The 22,424-nt window shown below is 58.1% G+C and carries 24 protein-coding genes; 22 read left to right on the top strand and 2 right to left on the bottom strand.

Features of this window, described 5'->3' with window-relative positions; translation table 11 throughout:
• The 22 genes from trmJ to JL015_RS07230 all read left to right on the top strand — a co-directional run bounded on the left by trmJ (position 1) and on the right by JL015_RS07230 (position 19,168).
• Positions 1 to 774, top strand: a complete 774-nt coding sequence (gene trmJ, locus JL015_RS07335; protein ID WP_201017961.1) for a tRNA (cytosine(32)/uridine(32)-2'-O)-methyltransferase TrmJ — start codon at positions 1 to 3, stop codon at positions 772 to 774.
• The gene (gene cysE, locus JL015_RS07330; RefSeq protein WP_201017960.1) at positions 774 to 1,550 is read left to right on the top strand and encodes a serine O-acetyltransferase; all 777 of its coding nucleotides are present in this window, start codon (positions 774 to 776) and stop codon (positions 1,548 to 1,550) included. Before trmJ ends, cysE begins: the two co-directional genes overlap by 1 nt.
• A 157-nt stretch (positions 1,551 to 1,707) precedes the next feature.
• On the top strand, positions 1,708 to 2,199 hold the full coding sequence (iscR, locus tag JL015_RS07325; RefSeq protein ID WP_201003787.1) for a Fe-S cluster assembly transcriptional regulator IscR: 492 nt from the start codon (positions 1,708 to 1,710) through the stop codon (positions 2,197 to 2,199).
• 44 nt (positions 2,200 to 2,243) lie between these two features.
• Positions 2,244 to 3,458 carry an IscS subfamily cysteine desulfurase gene (locus JL015_RS07320; RefSeq protein ID WP_201003785.1) on the top strand — a complete coding sequence of 405 codons (1,215 nt, stop codon included), beginning with the start codon at positions 2,244 to 2,246 and terminating at the stop codon, positions 3,456 to 3,458.
• An 83-nt stretch (positions 3,459 to 3,541) separates the two neighbouring features.
• Complete coding sequence (gene iscU / locus JL015_RS07315; protein ID WP_002552476.1) at positions 3,542 to 3,928, top strand: Fe-S cluster assembly scaffold IscU; 387 nt, start codon at positions 3,542 to 3,544, stop codon at positions 3,926 to 3,928.
• A 44-nt stretch (positions 3,929 to 3,972) separates the two neighbouring features.
• Positions 3,973 to 4,296, top strand: coding sequence for an iron-sulfur cluster assembly protein IscA (gene iscA, locus JL015_RS07310; protein ID WP_201003783.1), 324 nt, complete (start codon positions 3,973 to 3,975; stop codon positions 4,294 to 4,296).
• Positions 4,297 to 4,307: 11 nt separating this feature from the next.
• Positions 4,308 to 4,829 carry a co-chaperone HscB gene (hscB, locus tag JL015_RS07305; protein WP_201003781.1) on the top strand — a complete coding sequence of 174 codons (522 nt, stop codon included), beginning with the start codon at positions 4,308 to 4,310 and terminating at the stop codon, positions 4,827 to 4,829.
• Positions 4,830 to 4,873: 44 nt separating this feature from the next.
• On the top strand, positions 4,874 to 6,736 hold the full coding sequence (hscA, locus tag JL015_RS07300; RefSeq protein ID WP_201017959.1) for a Fe-S protein assembly chaperone HscA: 1,863 nt from the start codon (positions 4,874 to 4,876) through the stop codon (positions 6,734 to 6,736).
• Positions 6,737 to 6,739: 3 nt separating this feature from the next.
• The gene (gene fdx, locus JL015_RS07295) at positions 6,740 to 7,081 is read left to right on the top strand and encodes an ISC system 2Fe-2S type ferredoxin (protein ID WP_201003777.1); all 342 of its coding nucleotides are present in this window, start codon (positions 6,740 to 6,742) and stop codon (positions 7,079 to 7,081) included.
• Between the two features lie 14 nt (positions 7,082 to 7,095).
• A complete protein-coding gene (gene iscX / locus JL015_RS07290; protein WP_117182667.1) occupies positions 7,096 to 7,296 on the top strand; it encodes a Fe-S cluster assembly protein IscX in 201 nt (66 codons plus the stop codon).
• A gap of 93 nt (positions 7,297 to 7,389) precedes the next feature.
• Complete coding sequence (ndk, locus tag JL015_RS07285) at positions 7,390 to 7,815, top strand: nucleoside-diphosphate kinase (protein ID WP_002552482.1); 426 nt, start codon at positions 7,390 to 7,392, stop codon at positions 7,813 to 7,815.
• 32 nt (positions 7,816 to 7,847) lie between these two features.
• Positions 7,848 to 8,996 carry a 23S rRNA (adenine(2503)-C(2))-methyltransferase RlmN gene (rlmN, locus tag JL015_RS07280; protein ID WP_201003775.1) on the top strand — a complete coding sequence of 383 codons (1,149 nt, stop codon included), beginning with the start codon at positions 7,848 to 7,850 and terminating at the stop codon, positions 8,994 to 8,996.
• Between the two features lie 14 nt (positions 8,997 to 9,010).
• Positions 9,011 to 9,769, top strand: coding sequence for a type IV pilus biogenesis/stability protein PilW (gene pilW, locus JL015_RS07275; protein ID WP_201017958.1), 759 nt, complete (start codon positions 9,011 to 9,013; stop codon positions 9,767 to 9,769).
• Positions 9,769 to 10,767, top strand: coding sequence for a RodZ domain-containing protein (locus JL015_RS07270; protein WP_201017957.1), 999 nt, complete (start codon positions 9,769 to 9,771; stop codon positions 10,765 to 10,767). Before pilW ends, JL015_RS07270 begins: the two co-directional genes overlap by 1 nt.
• 3 nt (positions 10,768 to 10,770) lie before the next feature.
• Positions 10,771 to 11,880: a flavodoxin-dependent (E)-4-hydroxy-3-methylbut-2-enyl-diphosphate synthase gene (gene ispG, locus JL015_RS07265; RefSeq protein WP_025258843.1), complete on the top strand. Its 1,110-nt coding sequence runs from the start codon at positions 10,771 to 10,773 to the stop codon at positions 11,878 to 11,880.
• Between the two features lie 22 nt (positions 11,881 to 11,902).
• Entirely contained in the window at positions 11,903 to 13,192 is a 1,290-nt protein-coding gene (hisS, locus tag JL015_RS07260) for a histidine--tRNA ligase (protein ID WP_200978163.1), read from the top strand.
• Positions 13,193 to 13,231: 39 nt separating this feature from the next.
• Positions 13,232 to 13,873, top strand: a complete 642-nt coding sequence (locus JL015_RS07255; protein WP_201003767.1) for a YfgM family protein — start codon at positions 13,232 to 13,234, stop codon at positions 13,871 to 13,873.
• On the top strand, positions 13,866 to 15,017 hold the full coding sequence (gene bamB / locus JL015_RS07250) for an outer membrane protein assembly factor BamB (RefSeq protein WP_201003765.1): 1,152 nt from the start codon (positions 13,866 to 13,868) through the stop codon (positions 15,015 to 15,017). The genes JL015_RS07255 and bamB overlap by 8 nt, the downstream gene beginning before the upstream one ends.
• Positions 15,018 to 15,156: 139 nt before the next feature.
• Entirely contained in the window at positions 15,157 to 16,626 is a 1,470-nt protein-coding gene (gene der / locus JL015_RS07245; RefSeq protein ID WP_201003763.1) for a ribosome biogenesis GTPase Der, read from the top strand.
• Positions 16,627 to 16,747: 121 nt separating this feature from the next.
• A complete protein-coding gene (locus JL015_RS07240) occupies positions 16,748 to 17,896 on the top strand; it encodes a pyridoxal phosphate-dependent aminotransferase (protein ID WP_201017956.1) in 1,149 nt (382 codons plus the stop codon).
• Positions 17,884 to 18,675, top strand: a complete 792-nt coding sequence (locus tag JL015_RS07235) for an amidohydrolase (protein ID WP_201017955.1) — start codon at positions 17,884 to 17,886, stop codon at positions 18,673 to 18,675. The genes JL015_RS07240 and JL015_RS07235 overlap by 13 nt, the downstream gene beginning before the upstream one ends.
• A 58-nt stretch (positions 18,676 to 18,733) precedes the next feature.
• On the top strand, positions 18,734 to 19,168 hold the full coding sequence (locus JL015_RS07230; protein WP_201017954.1) for a hypothetical protein: 435 nt from the start codon (positions 18,734 to 18,736) through the stop codon (positions 19,166 to 19,168).
• A gap of 71 nt (positions 19,169 to 19,239) precedes the next feature.
• On the opposite strand, the gene JL015_RS07225 is transcribed toward JL015_RS07230, so the two are convergent.
• Together JL015_RS07225 and leuA are read right to left on the bottom strand one after the other, a co-directional pair.
• Complete coding sequence (locus JL015_RS07225) at positions 19,240 to 20,109, bottom strand: isocitrate lyase/PEP mutase family protein (RefSeq protein ID WP_201017953.1); 870 nt, start codon at positions 20,107 to 20,109, stop codon at positions 19,240 to 19,242.
• A 358-nt stretch (positions 20,110 to 20,467) separates the two neighbouring features.
• A complete protein-coding gene (leuA, locus tag JL015_RS07220; RefSeq protein WP_201003753.1) occupies positions 20,468 to 22,138 on the bottom strand; it encodes a 2-isopropylmalate synthase in 1,671 nt (556 codons plus the stop codon).
• Positions 22,139 to 22,424: the final 286 nt, after the last annotated feature.

Below are 22,424 nucleotides of genomic sequence, written 5' to 3'. Positions count from 1 at the left end.
TTGCTGCAGAACATTCGTGTTGTCCTGGTCGGCACTACCCATCCCGGAAATATCGGTGGGGCTGCGCGTGCCATGAAAAACATGGGGCTTTCGCGGCTGGTGCTGGTCGAGCCGCGTGTGTTCCCGTCTCCTGAAGCCGATGCGAGAGCGTCGGGGGCTGGCGATATTCTTGAGGGCGCGCAGGTCGTGGCGACTCTTGAGGAGGCGTTGGTCGGTTGCAGTCTGGTGCTGGGCACCAGTGCCCGAGATCGCAGTCTTCCCTGGCCGATGCTCGACCCGCGTGAATCCGGCGTGAAAGTCGTCGAGCAGGCCGGGCAGGGCGCCGAGGTTGCGTTGGTCTTTGGTCGTGAACATGCCGGCCTGACCAACGAGGAATTGCAGCGCTGTCATTACCATGTGCATATTCCGTCCGATCCCTCGTTCAGTTCGCTCAATCTGGCCGCTGCGGTCCAGGTGCTTGCCTACGAGGTACGCATGTCGTGGCTGGCTGCCCAGCAGCAGTCGTCGGGCGCCGATGTGGCTCCAGTCGTTTCGGCGCGCAATGCCGAACTGGCGACGATGGATGAGATGGAAGGCTTTTATGGGCATCTGGAAGCGGCACTGGTTGCCATCGGCTTCCTTGACCCGGAAAAACCACGTCATTTGATGGCGCGACTGCGTCGGCTGTATGGCCGTAGCGAAGTCGAGCGCTCCGAGTTAAGCATTCTGCGTGGCATTCTCACCGAGACTCAGAAAGCGGCTCGCGGTGAACCTTATAAGCGGAAGGATCAGTGATGTTCGAGCGTCTGCGAGAAGATATCCAAAGTGTTTTCCATCGTGATCCTGCTGCACGCAATGCTTTCGAGGTTCTGACCTGCTATCCGGGCATGCATGCGATCTGGCTGCACCGGCTGGCGCATATCCTGTGGCGCAGTGGCTGGAAGTGGCTGGCGCGGCTGGTGTCCAACTTTGGTCGCTGGATGACCGGTATCGAGATACACCCTGGTGCCCGGATAGGTCGCCGCTTTTTCATCGATCACGGGATGGGAATCGTGATTGGTGAGACCGCCGAGATCGGCAATGATGTCACGCTTTATCAGGGCGTGACCCTGGGTGGAACAAGCTGGAATGCGGGCAAGCGTCACCCGACCCTGGAAGATGGTGTCGTCGTCGGTGCGGGTGCCAAGGTGCTTGGGCCGTTTACTGTGGGCGCCGGTGCCAAGATCGGTTCCAATGCGGTGGTCACCAAGGCTGTACCGGCAGGAGCGACGGCGGTCGGTATTCCGGGGCGCATCATCGTGAAGTCCGATGACGAGGCGGAGGCTCGGCGCAAGGCGATGGCCGAGAAGCTGGGGTTCGATGCCTATGGTGTCAGTGCCGACATGCCGGACCCGGTTGCGAGGGCTATCGGCCAGTTGCTCGATCACTTGCAGGCTGTTGATGCTCGCCTGGAGGATATGGGCGGCGCTCTGGGCCGGCTTGGCAGCGATTACTGCGCCAAGGAGTTGCCCGAATTGCGTGACGAGGTCTTCGATTGCGTGAAGGACAAGAGCGAAGAGAAGGTCGGCTAGAGGTCGCTGCATGTGGGGCGTGTCAACAGGACGCACCTTTGCTATGATATCGCCCGCTATTTTTGCTAATCCCGACTATTTCACTTGGTCTAATAGTTGACTTAAATACTCGGGAATAGCATACTCGCTCCCATTCTGAACCTCCGCGGTACACGCCATGCGACTGACTACAAAAGGCCGATACGCTGTAACAGCAATGCTTGATCTGGCATTGCATGCGCAGCACGGGCCAGTGTCTCTGGCCGATATCTCTGAGCGGCAAGGCATTTCCCTGTCTTACCTTGAGCAACTGTTCGCCAAGCTGCGTCGCAGCAATCTGGTGTCGAGTGTGCGCGGTCCTGGTGGTGGTTACCAGTTGTCCCGCGACATGCAGGGCATTCAGGTCGCCCAGGTCGTCGATGCAGTCAATGAGTCGGTCGATGCCACTCGTTGCCAGGGGCTGGGTGATTGCCATGCCGGTGATACCTGCCTGACCCACCATCTGTGGTGCGATCTCAGCCAGCAGATTCACGAATTTCTAAGTGGTATCAGCTTGGCGGATCTTGTCACTCGCCGTGAGGTGCAGGAAGTCGCCCAGCGCCAGGACCTGCGTCGCAGTAATAACAATGTGTCGCAGCTGGGTAAGATTGAAACGTCCGCCGTCGAATGAACGTAGATGAATGAGCGGTGCGCCTGCCTGATAGGAGAGATTCAATGAAGTTGCCGATTTACCTCGATTACTCCGCGACGACGCCGGTCGATCCGCGCGTTGCGCAGAAAATGATGGATTGCCTGCTGGTTGACGGAAACTTCGGCAACCCGGCCTCGCGCTCCCACGTTTTTGGCTGGAAAGCCGAAGAATCCGTCGAGAACGCTCGCCGTCAGGTCGCTGATCTGGTCAATGCCGATCCGCGTGAAATCGTCTGGACCTCCGGTGCTACCGAGTCCGATAACCTGGCCATCAAGGGCGTAGCGCATTTCTACGCCACCAAGGGCAAGCACATCATCACTTCAAAGGTCGAGCACAAAGCCGTTCTCGATACCACGCGCCAGCTGGAGCGTGAAGGTTTCGAAGTGACTTACATCGAGCCGGGCGAAGACGGCCTCATCACGCCGGCCATGATCGAAGCGGCACTGCGCGACGACACCATCCTGGTTTCGGTCATGCACGTGAACAACGAGATCGGCACCATCAACGATATCGCTGCCATTGGCGAGCTGACCCGTTCGCGTGGCGTGCTGTTCCATGTCGATGCTGCCCAGTCCACCGGCAAGGTTGAAATCGATCTGGCCAGCCTCAAGGTTGACCTGATGTCGTTCTCGGCCCACAAGACTTACGGCCCTAAAGGTATCGGCGCGCTGTACGTGAGCCGCAAGCCGCGTGTTCGCCTTGAAGCGACCATGCACGGCGGCGGTCATGAGCGTGGCATGCGTTCCGGTACGCTGGCGACTCACCAGATCGTTGGCATGGGAGAAGCCTTCCGTATCGCCAAGGAAGAGATGGCGAGCGAGAACGTTCGTATCAAGGCCTTGAGCGACCGTTTCTACAAGCAGGTCGAAGATCTGGAAGAGTTGTACGTCAACGGCAGCCTGACTGCCCGCGTACCGCACAACCTGAACCTGAGCTTCAACTATGTCGAAGGCGAGTCGCTGATCATGGCGCTCAAGGATCTGGCGGTTTCGTCCGGTTCTGCCTGCACCTCGGCTTCGCTTGAACCTTCGTACGTGCTGCGCGCCCTTGGTCGTAATGACGAACTGGCACATAGCTCGATACGCTTTACCTTTGGTCGCTTCACGACTGAAGAAGAAATCGACTACGCCGCGCAGAAGGTCTGCGAGGCTGTTACCAAGCTGCGCGCTCTTTCGCCGCTGTGGGACATGTTCAAAGATGGCGTCGATATCTCCAAGATCGAGTGGGCGGCGCACTAATTTAAAGTCGCCGCCAAACAGGCCGGGCGCAACCCCGTTGACCGGCCTGCAGAGCGACTCCCTGATGTGAGAGGAACAGAATCATGGCTTACAGCGAAAAGGTCATTGACCACTACGAGAACCCGCGCAACGTCGGCAAGATGAACGCGGAAGATCCTGATGTCGGCACCGGCATGGTCGGCGCTCCGGCGTGCGGCGACGTGATGCGTCTGCAGATCAAGGTCAACGAACAGGGTGTCATCGAAGACGCCAAGTTCAAGACTTACGGCTGCGGCTCCGCCATCGCTTCCAGCTCCCTGGCGACCGAGTGGATGAAGGGCAAGACTCTGGATGAAGCAGAGACCATCAAGAACACTCAGCTGGCTGAAGAGCTTGCTCTGCCTCCGGTGAAGATTCACTGCTCCGTACTCGCGGAAGACGCCATCAAGGCGGCAGTTCGTGACTACAAGCAGAAGAAAGGCTTGCTGTAAGAAGCGGTCTTTTCAGAAAAGCTGGCGACAAGAAAGGAGTTCCGATGGCTATCAGCATGACAGAAGCTGCCGCTAACCACGTGCGTCGTTCCCTCGATGGGCGCGGCAAGGGTGATGGCATTCGTCTGGGGGTTCGTACCACAGGCTGTTCAGGTCTTGCCTATGTGCTCGAATTCGTCGATGAGGCGGGTAGCGAGGACACTGTGTACGAGCTGCATGGCGTCAAGGTGATTATCGACCCTAAAAGCCTGGTCTACCTCGACGGCACCGAACTCGATTTCGTACGCGAAGGTTTGAACGAAGGCTTCAAGTTCAATAACCCCAACTCGCGCGGTGAGTGCGGCTGCGGCGAAAGCTTCAACGTCTGAGGCTTTTATTCGTGGGTACTCCTTGTCACTTCGCCCTGTTCGACCTCAAGCCTGATTTCCGTCTTGATCTCGACCAGTTGGCGACGCGCTACCGTGAGCTGGCGCGCAGCGTACATCCAGACCGCTTTGCTGATGCCTCCGAGCGTGAGCAGCGTCTGGCGCTTGAGCATTCCGCACGTCTCAATGAGGCCTATCAGACTCTCAGGAGCGCCCCGAAAAGAGCGCGTTACCTGCTGGTCATGAAGGGCGATGAGGTACCGCTTGAAGTCACTGTGCATGATCCCGATTTTCTTCTGCAGCAGATGCAATGGCGCGAAGAGTTGGAAGATCTGCAGGATGAGGCTGATCTGGCGGGTGTCGCGGTATTCAAGCGCCGCCTCAAAAGCGCTCAGGATGAACTGAACGAAAGCTTCGCCGCCTGTTGGGACGATGCTGCACAACGCGAGCACGCCGAACGGCTGATGCGGCGTATGCAGTTCCTCGACAAGCTCTCCTACGAAGTGCGCCAGCTGGAAGAGCGCCTCGACGATTAACTCCGTGCCGCCCTGGCCGCACGCCTGTGATTATTCAGAAAAGCATGGCCTTACTGCAGATCGCTGAACCCGGGCAAAGTCCTAAACCGCACCAGCGCCGTCTTGCTGTCGGTATTGACCTGGGCACCACCAATTCGCTGGTTGCTGCATTGCGCAGCGGCCTTTCCGAGCCTCTGGCCGATGCAGAAGGGCAGGTCATCCTGCCGTCTGCTGTGCGCTATCACGCCGATCGCGTGGAAGTGGGCCAGTCAGCCAAGGCTGCGGCTTCTGTCGATCCGTTCAATACCGTGCTTTCGGTCAAGCGTCTCATGGGGCGCGGTCTGTCCGATGTGAAGCAGTTGGGCGAGCAATTGCCTTATCGCTTTGTCGAGGGTGAGTCGCACATGCCGTTCATCGACACGGTCCAGGGCCCGAAAAGCCCGGTCGAAGTGTCGGCGGATATTCTCAAGGTGCTGCGCCAGCGTGCCGAGGCTGCCCTGGGTGGTGATCTGGTCGGTGCGGTGATTACCGTTCCGGCCTATTTCGATGATTCCCAGCGTCAGGCGACCAAGGATGCAGCTCGGCTTGCGGGCCTCAATGTGCTGCGCCTGCTCAACGAGCCGACAGCGGCTGCCGTTGCTTATGGTCTGGACCAGAAAGCCGAAGGCGTGGTGGCCATCTACGATCTGGGTGGCGGTACCTTTGATATTTCCATCCTGCGCCTGACTGGCGGTGTCTTTGAAGTGCTGGCAACGGGCGGCGATACTGCATTGGGCGGCGATGATTTCGATCACGCGATTGCCAGCTGGATTGTTGCGGATGCCGGCCTGTCGGCCAGTCTCGATCCTTCTGTCCAGCGCAGTCTGTTGCAGGCTGCCTGTGCGGCGAAAGAAGCGCTGACCGATGCTGAGTCTGTAGAAGTCGTTCATGGCGACTGGCGCGGCGTGTTGACACGTGAGGCCTTCAATGCGCTGATCGAGCCGATGGTTGCGCGCAGCCTCAAGGCTTGCCGTCGTGCCGTGCGCGACTCCAATATCGAGCTTGAAGAGGTCGAGGCTGTGGTCATGGTCGGCGGTTCGACCCGTGTACCGCGTGTTCGCGAGGCGGTTGCCGAACTGTTCGGGCGTCAGCCGTTGACCAAGATCGATCCGGATCAGGTGGTGGCCATTGGTGCTGCGATCCAGGCCGATACCCTGGCGGGCAACAAGCGTGATGGCGAAGAACTGCTGCTGCTCGATGTGATTCCGCTCTCTCTGGGGCTGGAAACCATGGGCGGCCTGATGGAGAAGGTGATTCCGCGCAACACCACGATCCCGGTGGCGCGTGGTCAGGATTTCACCACTTACAAAGATGGCCAGTCGGCCATGATGATTCATGTCCTGCAGGGCGAGCGCGAGCTGATCAGCGATTGCCGCTCCCTGGCGCGCTTCGAGCTGCGCGGCATTCCGGCGATGGTGGCTGGTGCGGCGAAGATCCGTGTCACTTTCCAGGTCGACGCGGACGGCTTGCTCAGTGTGTCGGCCCGTGAGCTGGGTTCGGGTGTCGAGTCGAGCATTCAGGTCAAGCCGTCCTATGGCCTGACCGATGGCGAGATCACCCGGATGCTCAAGGATTCGTTCGAGTATGCCGGTGACGACAAGGTCGCTCGCGTACTGCGTGAACAGCAGGTCGATGCCCAGCGCCTTGTCGAGGCGGTGGAGGCTGCGCTTGAAGTCGACGGCGAGCGGCTGCTCGATGCCGAAGAGCGGATGGTGATCGAACTGCAACTGACAGAATTGCGTGAATTGATGCAAGGCACCGATGGCCCGGCCATCGAGCAGCAGACCCGACGTCTGTCGCAGGTGACCGATGCATTTGCTGCCCGACGCATGAATTCGACGGTGAAAGCCGCACTCGCGGGGCGCAACCTGAATGATATTGAGGAATAACTGATGCCGCAGGTGATTTTTCTACCCCATGCCGAGCACTGCCCGGACGGGTTGGTTGTAGAGGTGGAGCCCGGTACGTCTATTCTTGAAATCGCTCACGATAACCATATCGAGATCGAGAGTGCATGCGGCGGTGTCTGCGCCTGCACGACGTGTCACTGCATCATTCGCGAGGGTTTCAACTCGCTGAACGAGGCGGACGAGCTGGAAGAAGATATGCTGGACAAGGCCTGGGGGCTGGAAGTGCAGTCGCGCCTGTCCTGTCAGGCAATCGTCGGAAATGAAGACCTGACCGTTGAAATTCCGAAGTATTCGCTCAACCATGCTGCCGAAGCGCCGCATTGATTCAAGGAACGCTCATGAGTCTAAAATGGGTCGATGTGCTGGAAATCGCGATTCAGTTGTCTGAAACCAGGCCTGATGTCGATCCGCGCTATGTGAATTTTGTCGATCTTCGCAACTGGGTAGCGGCGCTGCCAGAGTTCGATGACGAGCTCAATCGTGGCGGGGAAAAGGTCCTGGAGGCCATTCAGGCGGCCTGGATCGAAGAAGCTGACTGAACCTGTAACGCAAGCAGTTAGGCAATACACCAGAACCCGCGTATAATTCGCGGGTTTAATTTTTCGCTTTAATCATTGTTTCTGGAGTTTCACATGGCTGTTCAACGTACTTTCTCCATCATCAAGCCTGACGCCGTTGCTAAAAACGTAATCGGCGAGATCACCACTCGTTTCGAAAAAGCCGGTCTGCGCGTTGTTGCTTCCAAGCTGAAGCAACTGTCCAAGGCTGAAGCTGAAGGTTTCTACGCTGAGCACAGCGCTCGTGGTTTCTTCGGCGACCTGGTTGCTTTCATGATCTCCGGTCCTGTCGTTGTTCAGGTTCTGGAAGGCGAAAACGCTATCGCTCTGAACCGTGAGCTGATGGGCGCTACCAACCCTAAAGAAGCTGCTGCCGGCACCATCCGTGCTGACTTCGCTGACTCCATCGACGCCAACGCTGTTCACGGCTCGGACTCCGAAGCTGCTGCTGCTCGCGAAATCTCGTACTTCTTCGCAGCTACAGAGGTAACCGCTCGCTAAGTCTTGCCGACTAACGAGTGGAGGGTGAATTCATGATTGCATCGACTGGTAAAACCAACCTTCTGGGCCTTACTCAGCAGGAAATGGAAAAATTCTTCGACTCTATCGGGGAGAAGCGCTTCCGTGCCGGTCAGGTCATGAAGTGGATTCACCACTTTGGCGTCGATGATTTCGACGCCATGACCAACGTCAGCAAGGCATTGCGCGAAAAGCTCAAGGCCTGTGCCGAAATACGTGGTCCTGAAGTCGTCAGCGAGGACATCTCCAGCGATGGCACCCGTAAATGGGTCGTGCGCGTAGAGTCCGGCAGCTGCGTCGAAACCGTTTTCATCCCCCAGGGCAAGCGCGGCACTTTGTGTGTTTCGTCCCAGGCGGGCTGTGCCCTGGATTGCAGTTTCTGCTCCACCGGCAAACAAGGCTTCAATAGCAACCTGACCGCCGCCGAAGTCATCGGCCAGGTCTGGATTGCCAACAAATCCTTTGGCAGTGTCCCGGCAACCGTCGACCGTGCCATCACCAACGTGGTGATGATGGGCATGGGTGAGCCACTGCTGAACTTCGACAATGTCATTGCCGCCATGCATCTGATGATGGATGACCTGGGCTATGGCATTTCCAAGCGCCGCGTGACCTTGTCCACGTCTGGCGTGGTGCCGATGATCGACGAGCTGTCAAAGCACATCGACGTCTCGCTGGCCCTGTCGCTGCATGCGCCCAACGATGCATTGCGCAACCAGCTGGTGCCGCTGAACAAGAAATACCCGCTGAGCGTCCTGCTCGACTCCTGCCGCCGCTACATGTCCAGCCTGGGCGAGAAGCGCGTGCTGACGGTCGAGTACACCCTGCTCAAGGATGTAAACGACAAGGTCGAGCATGCCATCGAGATGATCGAGCTGCTCAAGGACACACCTTGCAAGATCAACCTGATCCCGTTCAACCCGTTCCCGCACTCCGGTTACGAGCGTCCGAGCAACAATGCAATCCGCCGTTTCCAGGATCTGTTGCATCAGGCTGGTTATAACGTCACTGTGCGTACCACGCGCGGCGAGGACATCGATGCTGCATGCGGCCAGTTGGTCGGGCAGGTAATGGACCGCACGCGCCGTAGTGAACGCTATATTGCAGTGCGTGAGCTGAATGCCGACGCCGATGTGGCTCCAGGCACTGGCGCTCGAACCTGACCGAGAGGGACTCCATGTCTGTGCGTGCCTTGCTGTTGTCATGCCTTGTTATCTTGCTGGTAGGGTGCGTTTCGACAGGGCATGTCGATCCGCTCAAGACTTCGCAGGGGCGTGACGAGGCTCGCAAGGCATACGTGCAGTTGGGGTTGGGATATTTCCAGCAGGGCCAGACCGAGCGAGCCAAGGTTCCGCTGAAAAAGGCAATTGAGCTCGACAGTTCCGACCCGGACGCCAATGCTGCACTGGCGCTGGTGTTCCAGGCCGAGATGGAGCCTGAACTGGCCGACCAGCACTTTCGCAAGGCGCTTGCCTCAAGCAGGAACGATGCTCGCATCGTCAATAACTACGGCAGTTTCCTTTATGAGCAGAAGCGCTATCAGGAAGCCTACGAACGTTTCCAGCAGGCAGCAGCAGACAACCTGTATCCTGAGCGGTCCCGGGTCTTCGAAAGCCTGGGCATGACCGCCTTGAAGCTGAACAAGCGCGAGGAAGCTCGCGAGCACTTCACCAAGGCACTGCGTCTTGACCGTCAACAGCCACGTTCCTTGCTGGAAATGGCTGAGTTGTCTTACGAAGACGGGCATTATGTGCCGTCGCGTGACTACTACGACCGTTTCAGCCAGCTAAGCGAGCAGAATGCACGTAGTCTGCTGCTCGGTATCCGGTTGGCCAAGGTCTATGACGACCGTAACAAGGCAGCCAGTTTTGGCTTGCAACTTAAAAGACTCTATCCCGGTACGCCGGAATATCAGCAATACCTGTCGGAGCAATGATGAAAGCGGCGCATCCCGAAGTTGTAGCAACCACTCGCTCGAACCCTGGTGAGACCTTGCGTCAGGCCCGTGAGAGCAAAAACTGGTCGCTGCCAGATGTGGCTTTGAGGCTGAATCTCACCGTGTCTTCCCTGACTCATCTTGAAAACGGGAATTTTGACAAGTTGCCCGGGCATACCTTTGCCCGTGGCTATGTGCGTGCCTACGCTAAATTGCTGGAGCTCGATCAGGCCGCGCTGGTCGATCAGTTCGATCAATGCACCGGCACCGATGGCAAGGGCAGTTCCGTTCACGCGCTGGGCCGTATCGAAGAGCCAGTGCGTCTTTCACACAACATTCTGCGCATTGTCAGCCTTCTGCTGCTGATGGTTCTGGTCGGCGGCGGCTTTTTCTGGTGGCAGGATCAGACCTCCATGCGTGGCAAGGACCAGTCCGGTCTGAGCCTGGAGCACGTCGAGGTCGAAAGCGCCGATGGCACCACTCAGATTCATCAACTGGATGAGTCTCAAGAGCAGGCTGCCACTGAAAGCAGCAAGCCTGCCAATGAAGCGCCGCTGCCTCTGACTCCAAGTGCCCCGGTTGAAACTCCGGCCCCTGCGCCTGTTGCGCCGGCACCGGTCGTCACTGCACCGGCTGCTCCGACTGCACCCGCTTCGCCAGCGCCTGCGGCACCTCATGCTCCGTCTGTCGCACCGGTTGCTCCTGCCGTGCCTTCAGCCCCTGCCGAAGTTGTCGAATCAGCACCTGTCCCTGCTGGCTCTGGCCAGATCAAGCTGCAATTCACTGCCGATTGCTGGACTCAGGTCACCGATGGCAATGGCAAGGTCTTGATGAGCGGTCTCAAGCGCAAGGGGGATAGTCTGGACGTCACTGGCCGTCCGCCATTGACCTTGCGTCTTGGTTACGCCCGTGGTGCGCAAGTCAGTTATAACGGTGAGCCTGTAGACGTAGCTCCCTTTACCAGCGGCGAGACTGCTCGCCTGAAACTAGGGCAATAAGTCATGCACGGCGAATCTCCCATCAAGCGTCGCGAATCCCGCAAGATATGGGTCGGCTCTGTTCCGGTCGGCGGCGATGCGCCGATTGCCGTACAGAGTATGACCAACAGCGACACCAACGATGTCGCTGCCACTGTGGCTCAGATCAACCGCCTTGAAGCGGCCGGCGTCGATATCGTGCGGGTTTCTGTTCCCGACATGGATGCCGCCGAGGCGTTTGGCCGGATCAAGCAACTGGTCAAGGTGCCTCTGGTCGCCGATATCCACTTCGATTACCGGATCGCACTACGCGTCGCCGAACTGGGTGTCGACTGCCTGCGTATCAACCCGGGCAACATCGGTCGCGAAGACCGTGTTCGCGCCGTGGTCGATGCTGCCCGTGATCGCGGCATCCCGATCCGCATCGGCGTCAATGCCGGTTCTCTGGAAAAAGACCTGCAGAAGAAATACGGCGAGCCAACGCCCGAGGCGCTGGTCGAGTCGGCCCTGCGTCATGTCGAGCATCTGGATCGCCTGGATTTCCATGACTTCAAGGTCAGCGTGAAGGCTTCGGACGTGTTCATGGCCGTCGCAGCCTATCGCCTGCTGGCGAAACAGATTGTCCAGCCGCTGCACCTGGGGATCACCGAAGCGGGTGGATTGCGTTCGGGTACGGTGAAATCGGCTGTCGGCCTCGGTATGCTGCTTGCCGAAGGGATTGGCGATACTATCCGCATCTCGTTGGCCGCTGATCCGGTTGAAGAAGTGAAAGTCGGCTACGACATTCTCAAGTCCTTGCGCCTTCGTTCCCGTGGCATCAACTTCATCGCCTGCCCGAGCTGCTCGCGGCAGAACTTCGATGTGGTCAAGACCATGAACGAGCTGGAAGGGCGTCTCGAAGATTTGCTGGTGCCGCTGGACGTCGCGGTCATCGGGTGTGTGGTCAACGGTCCTGGTGAAGCCAAGGAGGCGCATATCGGCCTCACGGGCGGTACGCCGAACCTGATCTACATCGACGGCAAGCCTGCGCAGAAACTGACCAACGACAATCTTGTGAACGAGCTTGAACGCTTGATTCGCGAGAAAGCGGCCGAAAAAGCTGAAGCTGACGCATCTGTCATCGTGCGCGGCTAATCAAGATTGCTAAGGATTTTTTGTGAGTAAGTCTCTGCAAGCCATTCGTGGCATGAACGACATCCTGCCCGAGCAGACCCCGCTGTGGCGTCACTTCGAAGGCACTGTTGCGCGTTTGCTGGATAACTACGGTTATCGGCAGATTCGCATGCCTATCGTCGAGTTCACCGACCTGTTCAAGCGTTCCATCGGCGAAGTCACCGATATCGTCGAAAAAGAGATGTACACCTTTGCCGACCGCAACGGTGACTCCCTGACCCTGCGCCCGGAAGGCACTGCCGCTTGCGTGCGTGCGGTACTCGAACACGGGATTACCGGTGGCGGTCAGGTGCAGAAACTGTGGTACATCGGCCCGATGTTCCGCCACGAGCGTCCCCAGAAAGGCCGTTATCGCCAGTTTCACCAGATCGGTGTCGAAGTCTTCAACCTCGACGGTCCCGATATCGACGCCGAGCTGATTGTCCTGACCTGGCGCCTGTGGGGCCTGTTGGGCATCCGCAATGCCGTCAAGCTCGAACTCAACAGCCTGGGCACCAGCGAAGCGCGTGCGCGTTATCGCGATGCTCTGGTGGAGTTCCTGTCTGCGCGTCTCGAGCAACTGGACGAAGACAGCCAGCGTCGCCTGAAGACCAACCCTTTACGGGTTCTGGACACCAAGCATCCGGATACCCAGGCCGTGCTGGTCGATGCGCCGAAGCTGGCGGATTACCTGGACGACGAGTCGCGTATCCACTTCGAGGGCCTCAAGGCGCGTCTGGATGCTGCGGGCATTCCCTACGTCATCAACCCCAAGCTGGTACGTGGCCTGGATTACTACAGCAAGACCGTTTTCGAGTGGGTTACCGACCAGCTCGGTGCTCAGGGAACTGTGTGCGCCGGTGGCCGTTACGATGGCCTGGTCGAGCAGATGGGCGGCAAGCCTACGGCGGGTGTCGGTTTCGCCATGGGCATCGAGCGTCTGGTGCTGCTGCTGGAAACCCTTGAAAAAGTCCCGGAAGAAATCTCGCGTCAGGTGGATGTCTACCTGTGTGCCTTCGGCGAAGCGGCCGAGCTGGCTGCACTGGCCCTCACCGAGCGCGTGCGTGACCAGTTGCCGAATCTGCGTTTGCAGGTCAATGCCGGTGCTGGCAGCTTCAAGAGCCAGTTCAAGAAGGCCGACAAGAGCGGTGCGCTGTATGCGCTGATCCTCGGCGACGAAGAACTTGCCCGGCAAGAGATAGGCGTCAAGCCTTTGCGTGGGCAGGGCGAACAACAAAATATTGCCTGGGATGCTCTGTCCGAGCACCTGGCCTCCTGCGTCGTGCAGGGTTGAAGCTGATTAACAGCCGATTTAGCGAATAGGAGTATTGGGGTGTCGCGTACCGATGATGAAGAGCTGGCCGTAATGAAGGACTGGTGGCAACGCAACGGCAAACCCCTGGTAACTGGCGGTCTGCTGGCGTTGGTTGTGGTCTTTGGCTGGTACACATGGCAGAACTACAACAGCAAGCAGTCGCAAGGCGCCTCGATGCTGTATCAGCAACTGCTTGAAACCTCGCTGACGCCAAGCGGCCAGGCCGATACCGCTCGCGTTGCCGAAATCGCCGGCAAGCTCAAGAGCGAATTCGGTGGCACTGCCTATGCCCAGTTCGGTAGCCTGTTCGTCGCCAAGGTTGCAGTCGATGCTGGCAAGCTCGACGATGCTGCGGCTGAGCTGAAGCCAGTGGCCGACAAGCCTGCCAGCGCGACGCTGGGCGAAATCGCCCGTCAGCGTCTTGCTCGCGTTCTGGCTGCGCAGAACAAGGCTGACGATGCACTCAAGCTGCTTGCTGGCGATGCCGACAAGGCGTTCCTGGCCAGCCGTGAAGAACTCAAGGGTGACCTGCTGGTGCAGTTGGGTCGTACCGACGAGGCACATGCTGCATACCAAAAGGCCAAGTCCGCTTTGTCTGAAGACGCAGCGGTGGGTGGCCTGCAAATGAAGCTCGACGATCTGGCGAAAGGGGATGCGTGACGTGATTCGTTGGAAACATGCAGCATTGCTGGCTCTGGCCATTCTGGCCGCGGGTTGCAGCAGCAACAGTAAAAAGGAATTGCCTCCAGCCGAACTGACCGACTTTAAAGAAGAAGTGGTTCTGCACAAGGAATGGAGCCGTTCGATCGGTGACGGTCAGGGTAAAACCTACAACATGCTGGTTCCGGCTGTTGAGGGTGACCGGATCTACGCTTCGGATGTGACCGGGGTCATCATGTCCCTGGATCGCCTGACCGGTGACGTGATCTGGAAGAAGGATCTTGAGCTGCCTGTTTCCGGCGCTGTCGGCGTAGGTTATGGCCTGGTCATGATCGGCACCGAGAAGGGCGAAATCGTTGCTCTGGACGTTTCCTCCGGTGAAGAGAAATGGCGTTCCCGTGTGACCAGCGAAGTCCTGGCTCCACCTGCCAACAACGGCGACGTTGTTGTGGTTCAGACCCAGGATGACCGTGTGATCGGCCTTGATGCTGTCACAGGCTCCCAGCGCTGGATCTACGAAAGCACTCCGGCGGTACTGACCCTGCGCGGTACTGGCGCACCGGTCGTGACCAACCGTCTGGCTGTTGCAGGCCTGTCGACCGGCAAGGTCGTGGCTCTGGATATCAGCAACGGCGTACCGGTCTGGGAGCAGCGTGTCGCTATCCCGCAAGGTCGTTCGGAGCTGGATCGTGTGGTCGATATCGACGGTGGCCTTCTGCTGTCGGGCGGTACCTTGTACGTTGCCAGCTATCAGGGCCGTGTTGCCGGTCTGGATCTGGAAAGCGGTCGTGTGCTTTGGCAGCGTGATGCGTCAAGCTACTCGGGTGTCGCTCAAGGCTTCGGCAGCGTATACGTGACTCTGGCCTCCGGCACTGTCGAAGGTATCGACGAGCGTTCTTCCACTGCACTGTGGAGCAACGAATCGCTGGCTCGCCGTCAACTGGGCGCGCCGGAAGTGTTTTCCAGCTATGTAGCGGTTGGCGACCTGGAAGGTTATCTGCACCTGTTGAGCCAGGTAGATGGCCGTTTCGTAGGGCGTGAGCGTATCGACAGCGATGGTCTGCGTGCGCGTCCGCTGGTGGTTGGTGACATGATTTATGTGTTTGGTAACAGCGGCAAGCTGGAAGCCCTGACCATCAAGTGATGATTGTCCATGTTCGGGGCCAAGGCCCCGGACGACCTTGCTTCGGCAAGGCTGCGGCGCCTGCGGGCGCTGCTCCGAACTCCGGCCGCTGCCCTGCAGCGGCTTTTGTATTTTCTGAAATAACGAAGTGGAGAGCCGCATGGTTCCCGTAATTGCCCTGGTGGGTCGACCGAACGTCGGCAAATCCACCATGTTCAACCGCCTGACCAGGACCCGCGACGCCATTGTCGGCGATCTGTCCGGTCTGACCCGTGATCGCCAATACGGAGAGGCGAAGTGGCAGGGGCGCTCTTATATCCTGATCGACACCGGTGGTATTTCCGGCGACGAGCATGGCATGGACGAAAAGATGGCCGAGCAGTCGCTGCTGGCCATCGAAGAAGCCGATGTCGTGTTGTTCCTGGTGGATGCCAAGGCGGGTTACACCGCGGCTGACCAGATGATCGGTGAGCACCTGCGCAAGCGCAACAAGCGTTCTTACGTGGTTGCCAACAAGATCGACAACATCGATGAAAACCTGGCGCGTGCCGAGTTCAGCCCGATGGGCCTGGGCGATGCGATCCCGGTTGCCGGTGCCCATGGCCGTGGCATTTCCCAGATGCTGGAAATCGCCCTGAAAGATTTCCCCAAGGATGAGGACGAAATCGAAGAGGGCGAGGCCGAGGACGTCGCTGAAGGTGAGGAAGCCAAGCGCATTCCCGGCCCGAGCGAAAAAGACGGCATCAAGATCGCCATCATCGGTCGTCCTAACGTCGGCAAGTCGACACTGGTCAACCGCATGCTGGGTGAGGACCGGGTGATCGTCTATGACCAGCCGGGCACCACGCGCGACAGTATCTACATCCCGTTCGAGCGTAACGACGAGAAGTACACGCTGATCGACACGGCGGGTGTGCGCAAGCGCGGCAAGATCCACGAGGAAGTCGAGAAGTTCTCCGTGGTCAAGACGTTGCAGGCCATCAAGGATGCCAACGTGGTGATCTTCGTGATGGATGCCCGCGAAGGCGTGGTCGATCACGACCTCAACCTGCTGGGCTTTGCACTTGAGGCTGGCCGTGCTCTGGTTATCGCACTGAACAAGTGGGATGGCATGACACCGGGCGAACGTGACTACGTGAAGACCGAGCTGGAACGTCGTCTGTTCTTCGTCGACTTTGCCGATATCCACTTCATCTCTGCCTTGCATGGCACCGGTGTGGGTAACCTGTATCAGTCGGTGCAGAACTCCTTCAAGTCTGCCGTGACCCGCTGGCCAACCAGCCGCCTGACCCAGATTCTGGAAGATGCCGTCAGCGAGCACGCGCCGCCGATGGTGGGCAGCCGCCGTATCAAGCTGCGTTATGCGCACTTGGGTGGTGCCAACCCGCCGCTGATCGTGATCCACGGTAACCAGGTCGAGAAAGTACCGAAGTCCTATGTCCGTTACCTGGAAAACACCTATCGCCGTGTTCTGAAACTGGTCGGTACGCCGATCCGTATCGAATTCAAGGGCGGTGAGAACCCGTACGAAGGTAACAAGAACACGCTGACAGACCGTCAGGTCAACAAGAAGCGTCGTTTGATGTCGCACCACAAGAAGGCAGACAAGAAACGCCGCGACAAGCGCTGAGTCTTTCTCCTGAAAAGGCACCCTGCGTCTGCACGGGTGCCTTTTTTTATGCGCGCTCGATGGGCTATCCTGCTGGACCCGTGCCACCGTGATGCCGGGGGTATTGCAGGGAAGGGCCCTAATGATCGACAGCAAGTTGCCTAATGTTGGCACCACCATCTTCACCGTCATGTCTCAGCTCGCCGCCGAAACCGGTGCGATCAATCTGTCCCAGGGCTTTCCCGATTTCGATGGGCCACAAGCACTGCGCGACGCCTTGAGCCTTCATGTTGCTCAAGGCCATAACCAATATTCACCGATGACCGGTCTGCCAGCCCTGCGTCAGCAGGTTGCAGCCAAGATCGCCCGCTGCTACGGGCGTCAGGTAAACTCGGACAGCGAAGTCACCATCACACCGGGCGCGACCCAGGCGATTTTCTGCGCCGTTCAGGCGGTCATTCGTCCCGGCGATGAAGTGATCGTCTTCGATCCTTGCTATGACAGCTATGAGCCCGCCGTGGAACTGGCCGGTGGCCGTTGCGTGCATGTGCAGCTTGGCCTGGATGACTTCTCCATCGACTGGCAGAAGCTGGGCGAGGCCTTGAGCCCGCGCACGCGCATGATCATCCTCAACAGCCCGCACAACCCCAGCGGCGCCTTGATCAGCCGTGCCGAACTGGACCAGTTGGCTGCTCTTATTGCCAATCGCGACATTTATCTGGTCAGCGATGAGGTGTACGAGCATCTGGTCTTCGACGGCGTTCAGCATGTCAGCGTACTGGCCCATGAAGAGCTTTATCAGCGCGCCTTTGTGGTCAGTTCGTTCGGCAAGACCTATCACGTGACCGGCTGGAAGACCGGCTATGTGGTCGCTCCTGCTGCATTGACCGCCGAACTGCGCAAGGTTCACCAATACGTGAGCTTCTGCGGCGTTACGCCGTTGCAGTGGGCACTGGCTGATTTCATGGCCGCGCATCCCGAGCATGTCGAGGAGCTGCCGGCTTTCTATCAGGCCAAGCGTGATTTTTTCTGCGATCAACTGGCGTCTTCGCGCTTCAGCTTCGAGCGGGTGGGCGGCACGTATTTCCAGTTGGTGGATTACTCGCAGATCCGCCCGGACCTCAACGATGTCGACATGTCGTTGTGGATGACCCGCGAGCATGGCGTTGCCAGCATTCCTGTCTCGGTCTTCTACCAGAAGCCGCCTGAAGGCCAGCGTCTGATACGCCTGTGCTTTGCCAAGCAAGAGGAGACGCTGCGTCATGCAGCGGAAAAACTATGCGCGATTTGAGCCAGTTAGAGGATCTGAATCTGGCATTGATCCAGACCAGTCTGGTCTGGCATGACCGGCAGGCCAATCTCGATCACTTCAGCGCTCTGCTGGGGCAGGTGAGAAACGTTGATCTGGTGATTCTGCCGGAGATGTTCACCACCGGGTTTTCCATGGACTCTGAAGCTCTGGCGGAACCCGAAGGCGGTCCGACATCTGTATGGATGCTGGAGCAGGCCAGGCAGGTTCAGGCTGTCATTACCGGCAGCGTGATCATTCGTGATGCCGAGGGTAATCATCGCAACCGGCTGCTGTGGGCACGCCCCGATGGCGAGTTGCTGTATTACGACAAGCGTCACCTGTTCCGTATGGCGGGTGAGCATGAGCACTACAGCCCGGGCGAGCGTCAGGTGATGTTCGAGTTGAACGGCTGGCGCATTCGTCCGCTGATTTGCTATGACCTGCGCTTCCCGGTCTGGAGTCGTGATGCACGGGACACCGACCTGTTGCTCTATACCGCGAACTGGCCCGGCGCACGCCGTCTGCACTGGAATCGTCTGTTACCGGCCAGGGCCATCGAAAACCTGTGTTACGTTGCTGCCGTCAACCGGATTGGCAGCGATGGCAAGGGCTTTGCGTATACCGGTGATAGCCAGGTGCTGGATTTCCAGGGCGACAGCCTGGTCGATATCGGGGATGGAGATGGCGTCTTTCTGGCAACCCTGAGCGCTGCGGCTCTGCGGGACTACCGCACGCGCTTCCCGGCCAATCTGGACGCCGATACATTCGAGATACAATGATTTATTCAAGTTGTGTGTAAATGTGTCGATAGCCTTCGCATACAACCAGGAGTTCGTCATGACTACCATCAATACCTCATCGCTGAGTGCCTATTCGAGCGCACTGACGCTTACCGTCAAGAACAAGGACGCAGACACGGCGACCTCGACCGCAACCGATAGCACGGAAAAAAGCGGTGTAAGTGTTTCGCTTGACGGTGCCAAGGCTGGTGGTAGTGCTGCGGCTGGTGGTGCAGGCGGCTCTTCCGCTAGTGCGGGTGTCGAAGAAACCATCGAAAAGATCAAAGAGCAGATCAAGCAGGCTCAAAAACAACTGGTTCAGCAGCAGGCTCAATTGGCTGCCGCTCAGAACAGCAAAGGCTCGGAAGAGGAAAAGGCTGCGCGTATTCTGGCCATTCAAGGGCAGATCGCTCAGACCTCCTCAACCATACAGACTCTGCAAGGCACATTGCTGCAACTGACAACCAGCGGTGGCGTCAACACTACTGCCTGATTGCAGACAGACAAAAAAGCCTCCGTTTACGGAGGCTTTTTTTATCGCTTCAATCGATAAGTGCAGCGTACTTACTCGTTCACATTCATGAACTTCTTCGCCCACTCAACATAGTCACCGGGTTGTGTGTAAGTGTGGGTAAGTTCAGTCGCGTTCATGTCGCTGGTGCTGCTTAGAATCTGGCGCTGTTCTCTCAGGCAGTCATAGGTTGCCTTGATCGATGCGAAGTAAGCCGCATGGCCGTCTACGCAGATCCGTACGCCCATCTTTGCAAGACGTTCGTTGTCATGCAGTGCAGGGTTTCCGTAAGTGACCAGCATCAATGGAACGGTTACCCCTTCGGATATCTGTTCCAGATGCTCGAAATCACGCACGCCTACAATAGTAATGCCGTCAGCGCCTGCACTTTGATATTGCTGAACACGGCTGATGGTTTCCTGTACGGGAATGATCGCGGCATTGGTGCGAGCGAAAATCGACAGTTCAGGATCGACACGGGCTTCCAGTGCTGCGCGGATCTTGCCTACGCCTTCTGCGGTGGAAATCAGGTCGGTGGACTTGCGGCCAAACTGGGCGGGCAGCAGCGTGTCTTCAATGGTCAGTGCCGCAACGCCTGCGCGCTCCAGCTCAGTGATGGTGCGCATGACATTGAGCGCGTTGCCATAACCGTGGTCGGCGTCTGCAATGAACGGAAGCTCTGCGACGCGGCCGATGCGAGTGGCCTGCTCAACGAATTCGCTCAGTGTGATAAGTGCGAAGTCGGGCGCTGCCAATACTTGCAGGGAGGCGACGGAGCCGCCGAGGATACCCACTTCAAAGCCCAGGTCCGCTGCGATTCGTGCAGACATGGGGTCGAAAACCGAGGCCGTGTGATAGCAGGAACTTGAAGAAGTGAGTGCGCGAAAGTTGCGGCGCAGATCTTGATGGGAAGCCTTAGGCATAATCGCTCCAAATGTGATTGGATCAGCTCAGCGTTACCGAGGCCGATGGTTTTTCAATGCACGGTTGGTCTGCCCGTGCATTCTTTTCGTCCGAAAATCAATGCAGTAGTCATCGTGGTTTTTAAGAAAGGGTGCAACTTGAAACAGGCAAGTTGAACTTGGCGCCAGTAGCTGAAAAAAGTGCTATCAGCAGGCCAAATCCATTAAAGGCAGCATGCTACCACAGCATAAATGAAAAGATTATGCCGAATATGCGCATGGTTATGCGGATTCTGAAACGGGGATTACAAGGTTAAAGGCCTGTGTTAGAGCCTGTTGGAAGATGACGGACGGGCGTCCGTCATCTTCCTTATCCGACTCAGGCGGCCTTGGCTTGAGCCTGGTTCAGCGAACGGTTCAGGGCGCTGAACAGTGCGCGGAAGCTGGCGGTGGTGATGTTCTCGTCAATACCCACGCCATGGACAGCACGATCACCGTTGACGCGCAGTTCTATGTAGGCAGCGGCTTTGGCCGTGGTGCCGGAACCGATGGCGTGTTCGTTGTAATCCATGATTTCCACGCTGACTGGCAGACCGGCAACCAGTGCTTCCAGAGCACCTTTGCCCTTGCCACGCCAGTGTTGGGTTTCGCCATCGACATGCACTTCGGCATCGACCGAGCTGTTGCCGTTTTCTTCCTGCAGCTTATGGCTGATCAGGGCGTAAGGCGTGTTGGCTTGCAGGTACTCGCGACGCAGCAGCGAGTGGATCTGCTCGGCGGTCATTTCCAGGCCCAGACGGTCGGTTTCACCCTGAACCACCTGGCTGAACTCGATCTGCATGCGACGTGGCAGGGAGATGCCGTATTCCTGTTCCAGCAGGTAAGTAATGCCGCCTTTGCCCGACTGGCTGTTGACGCGAATCACCGCCTCGTAGCTGCGACCGATATCGGCCGGGTCGATTGGCAGGTAAGGCACTTCCCACAGGGCGTCGTCTTTCTGCTGGGCGAAGCCCTTGCGGATAGCGTCCTGGTGCGAGCCGGAGAACGCGGTGTGAACCAGGTCGCCGACATAAGGAGCGCGTGGGTGAACCGGGATCTGGTTGCACTCTTCAACGACCTTGCGCACGCCGTCGATGTCCGAGAAGTCCAGGCCAGGGTTGATGCCCTGGGTGTAGAGGTTCAAGGCGACGGTGACCAGATCCACGTTACCGGTACGCTCGCCGTTGCCGAACAGGCAGCCTTCGACACGGTCTGCACCGGCCATCAGGCCCAGCTCGGTGGCGGCAACGCCGGTGCCACGGTCGTTGTGGGTGTGCAGGCTGATGAGAACGCTGTCACGACGGGTGATGTTGCGACCGAACCACTCGATCTGGTCGGCATAGACGTTCGGAGTGGCGACTTCAACGGTGGCTGGCAGGTTGAGGATCACCTTGTTCTCTGGTGTCGGGTTCCACACCTCGATCACGGCATCGCAGACTTCCTTGGCGAACTCCAGTTCGGTGGCGCTGAAGGTCTCTGGCGAGTATTCGAAGGTCCATTGGGTTTCTGGCTGCTGGGCTGCGTATTTGACGAACAGCTTGGCGGCGTTCACGGCGATTTCTTTCACGCCGGCCTTGTCCTGGTTGAAGACAATACGACGGAAGGAAGGGCTGGTGGCGTTGTACAGGTGAACGATGGCTTTTTTCGCGCCGCGCAGGGATTCAAACGTACGCGCGATCAGGTCTTCACGGGCCTGGGTCAGCACCTGAATGGTGGTGTCATCCGGGATGTGGCCGTCTTCGATCAGGGTGCGCACGAAGTCGAAGTCGGTTTGCGATGCCGCCGGGAACGAAGCTTCGATTTCCTTGACGCCGACCTTGACCAGCGTTTTCCAGAAGCGCAGTTTCTTGACCGAATCCATTGGCTCGATCAGCGATTGGTTACCGTCGCGCAAGTCCGAGCTGCACCAGATCGGCGTCGTAGTAATGGCTTTGGAAGGCCAGGTACGATCAGGCAGGTCGATGGTCGGGAACGCACGGTACTTCTTCGATGGATCTTTGAGCATGGTCATTTGATAAGTCCTTTGTACGGAATAGGCCGAAAAGAGGCGGCCAGCCATTGACGCGCAAGACAGGGGCGAGGCACCGCAATCTAGCCTGGCAGTCGGGAACTGACCAGGCGAAGACACCGATGTTGGCGCAATAGAATGAGGGTTTGAGCGTTTTTCATGAAGCCAACCGTAACGATTGAGGTGAAAGTTGGCAAGCACCTGGAAAAAATTGAGATAAGTTCTCGAATTTCGGTTTGTGGCGAGTTTTTATCGCTGTTTAAAGGCGTTTATTGCTTGGTTATTGTGC

The sequence above is a fragment of the Pseudomonas cichorii genome, from assembly GCF_015471405.1.
In the GTDB taxonomy this organism is placed as follows: domain Bacteria; phylum Pseudomonadota; class Gammaproteobacteria; order Pseudomonadales; family Pseudomonadaceae; genus Aquipseudomonas; species Aquipseudomonas serbiensis.
The sequence above is the reverse complement of the archived record's forward strand: the minus strand, read 5'-3'. Positions and strand labels throughout refer to the sequence as shown.

Excerpts from the sequence above, each read along its gene's own strand:
- cysE (WP_201017960.1), top strand. The coding sequence starts at position 774 with ATGTTCGAGCGTCTGCGAGAAGATATCCAAAGTGTTTTCCATCGTGAT.
- iscR (WP_201003787.1), top strand. The coding sequence starts at position 1,708 with ATGCGACTGACTACAAAAGGCCGATACGCTGTAACAGCAATGCTTGAT.
- JL015_RS07320 (WP_201003785.1), top strand. The coding sequence starts at position 2,244 with ATGAAGTTGCCGATTTACCTCGATTACTCCGCGACGACGCCGGTCGAT.
- iscU (WP_002552476.1), top strand. The coding sequence starts at position 3,542 with ATGGCTTACAGCGAAAAGGTCATTGACCACTACGAGAACCCGCGCAAC.
- iscA (WP_201003783.1), top strand. The coding sequence starts at position 3,973 with ATGGCTATCAGCATGACAGAAGCTGCCGCTAACCACGTGCGTCGTTCC.
- hscA (WP_201017959.1), top strand. The coding sequence starts at position 4,874 with ATGGCCTTACTGCAGATCGCTGAACCCGGGCAAAGTCCTAAACCGCAC.
- fdx (WP_201003777.1), top strand. The coding sequence starts at position 6,740 with ATGCCGCAGGTGATTTTTCTACCCCATGCCGAGCACTGCCCGGACGGG.
- iscX (WP_117182667.1), top strand. The coding sequence starts at position 7,096 with ATGAGTCTAAAATGGGTCGATGTGCTGGAAATCGCGATTCAGTTGTCT.
- ndk (WP_002552482.1), top strand. The coding sequence starts at position 7,390 with ATGGCTGTTCAACGTACTTTCTCCATCATCAAGCCTGACGCCGTTGCT.
- rlmN (WP_201003775.1), top strand. The coding sequence starts at position 7,848 with ATGATTGCATCGACTGGTAAAACCAACCTTCTGGGCCTTACTCAGCAG.
- pilW (WP_201017958.1), top strand. The coding sequence starts at position 9,011 with ATGTCTGTGCGTGCCTTGCTGTTGTCATGCCTTGTTATCTTGCTGGTA.
- JL015_RS07270 (WP_201017957.1), top strand. The coding sequence starts at position 9,769 with ATGAAAGCGGCGCATCCCGAAGTTGTAGCAACCACTCGCTCGAACCCT.
- ispG (WP_025258843.1), top strand. The coding sequence starts at position 10,771 with ATGCACGGCGAATCTCCCATCAAGCGTCGCGAATCCCGCAAGATATGG.
- bamB (WP_201003765.1), top strand. The coding sequence starts at position 13,866 with ATGCGTGACGTGATTCGTTGGAAACATGCAGCATTGCTGGCTCTGGCC.
- der (WP_201003763.1), top strand. The coding sequence starts at position 15,157 with ATGGTTCCCGTAATTGCCCTGGTGGGTCGACCGAACGTCGGCAAATCC.
- JL015_RS07240 (WP_201017956.1), top strand. The coding sequence starts at position 16,748 with ATGATCGACAGCAAGTTGCCTAATGTTGGCACCACCATCTTCACCGTC.
- JL015_RS07235 (WP_201017955.1), top strand. The coding sequence starts at position 17,884 with ATGCGCGATTTGAGCCAGTTAGAGGATCTGAATCTGGCATTGATCCAG.
- JL015_RS07230 (WP_201017954.1), top strand. The coding sequence starts at position 18,734 with ATGACTACCATCAATACCTCATCGCTGAGTGCCTATTCGAGCGCACTG.
- JL015_RS07225 (WP_201017953.1), bottom strand. The coding sequence starts at position 20,109 with ATGCCTAAGGCTTCCCATCAAGATCTGCGCCGCAACTTTCGCGCACTC.
- leuA (WP_201003753.1), bottom strand. The coding sequence starts at position 22,138 with ATGACCATGCTCAAAGATCCATCGAAGAAGTACCGTGCGTTCCCGACC.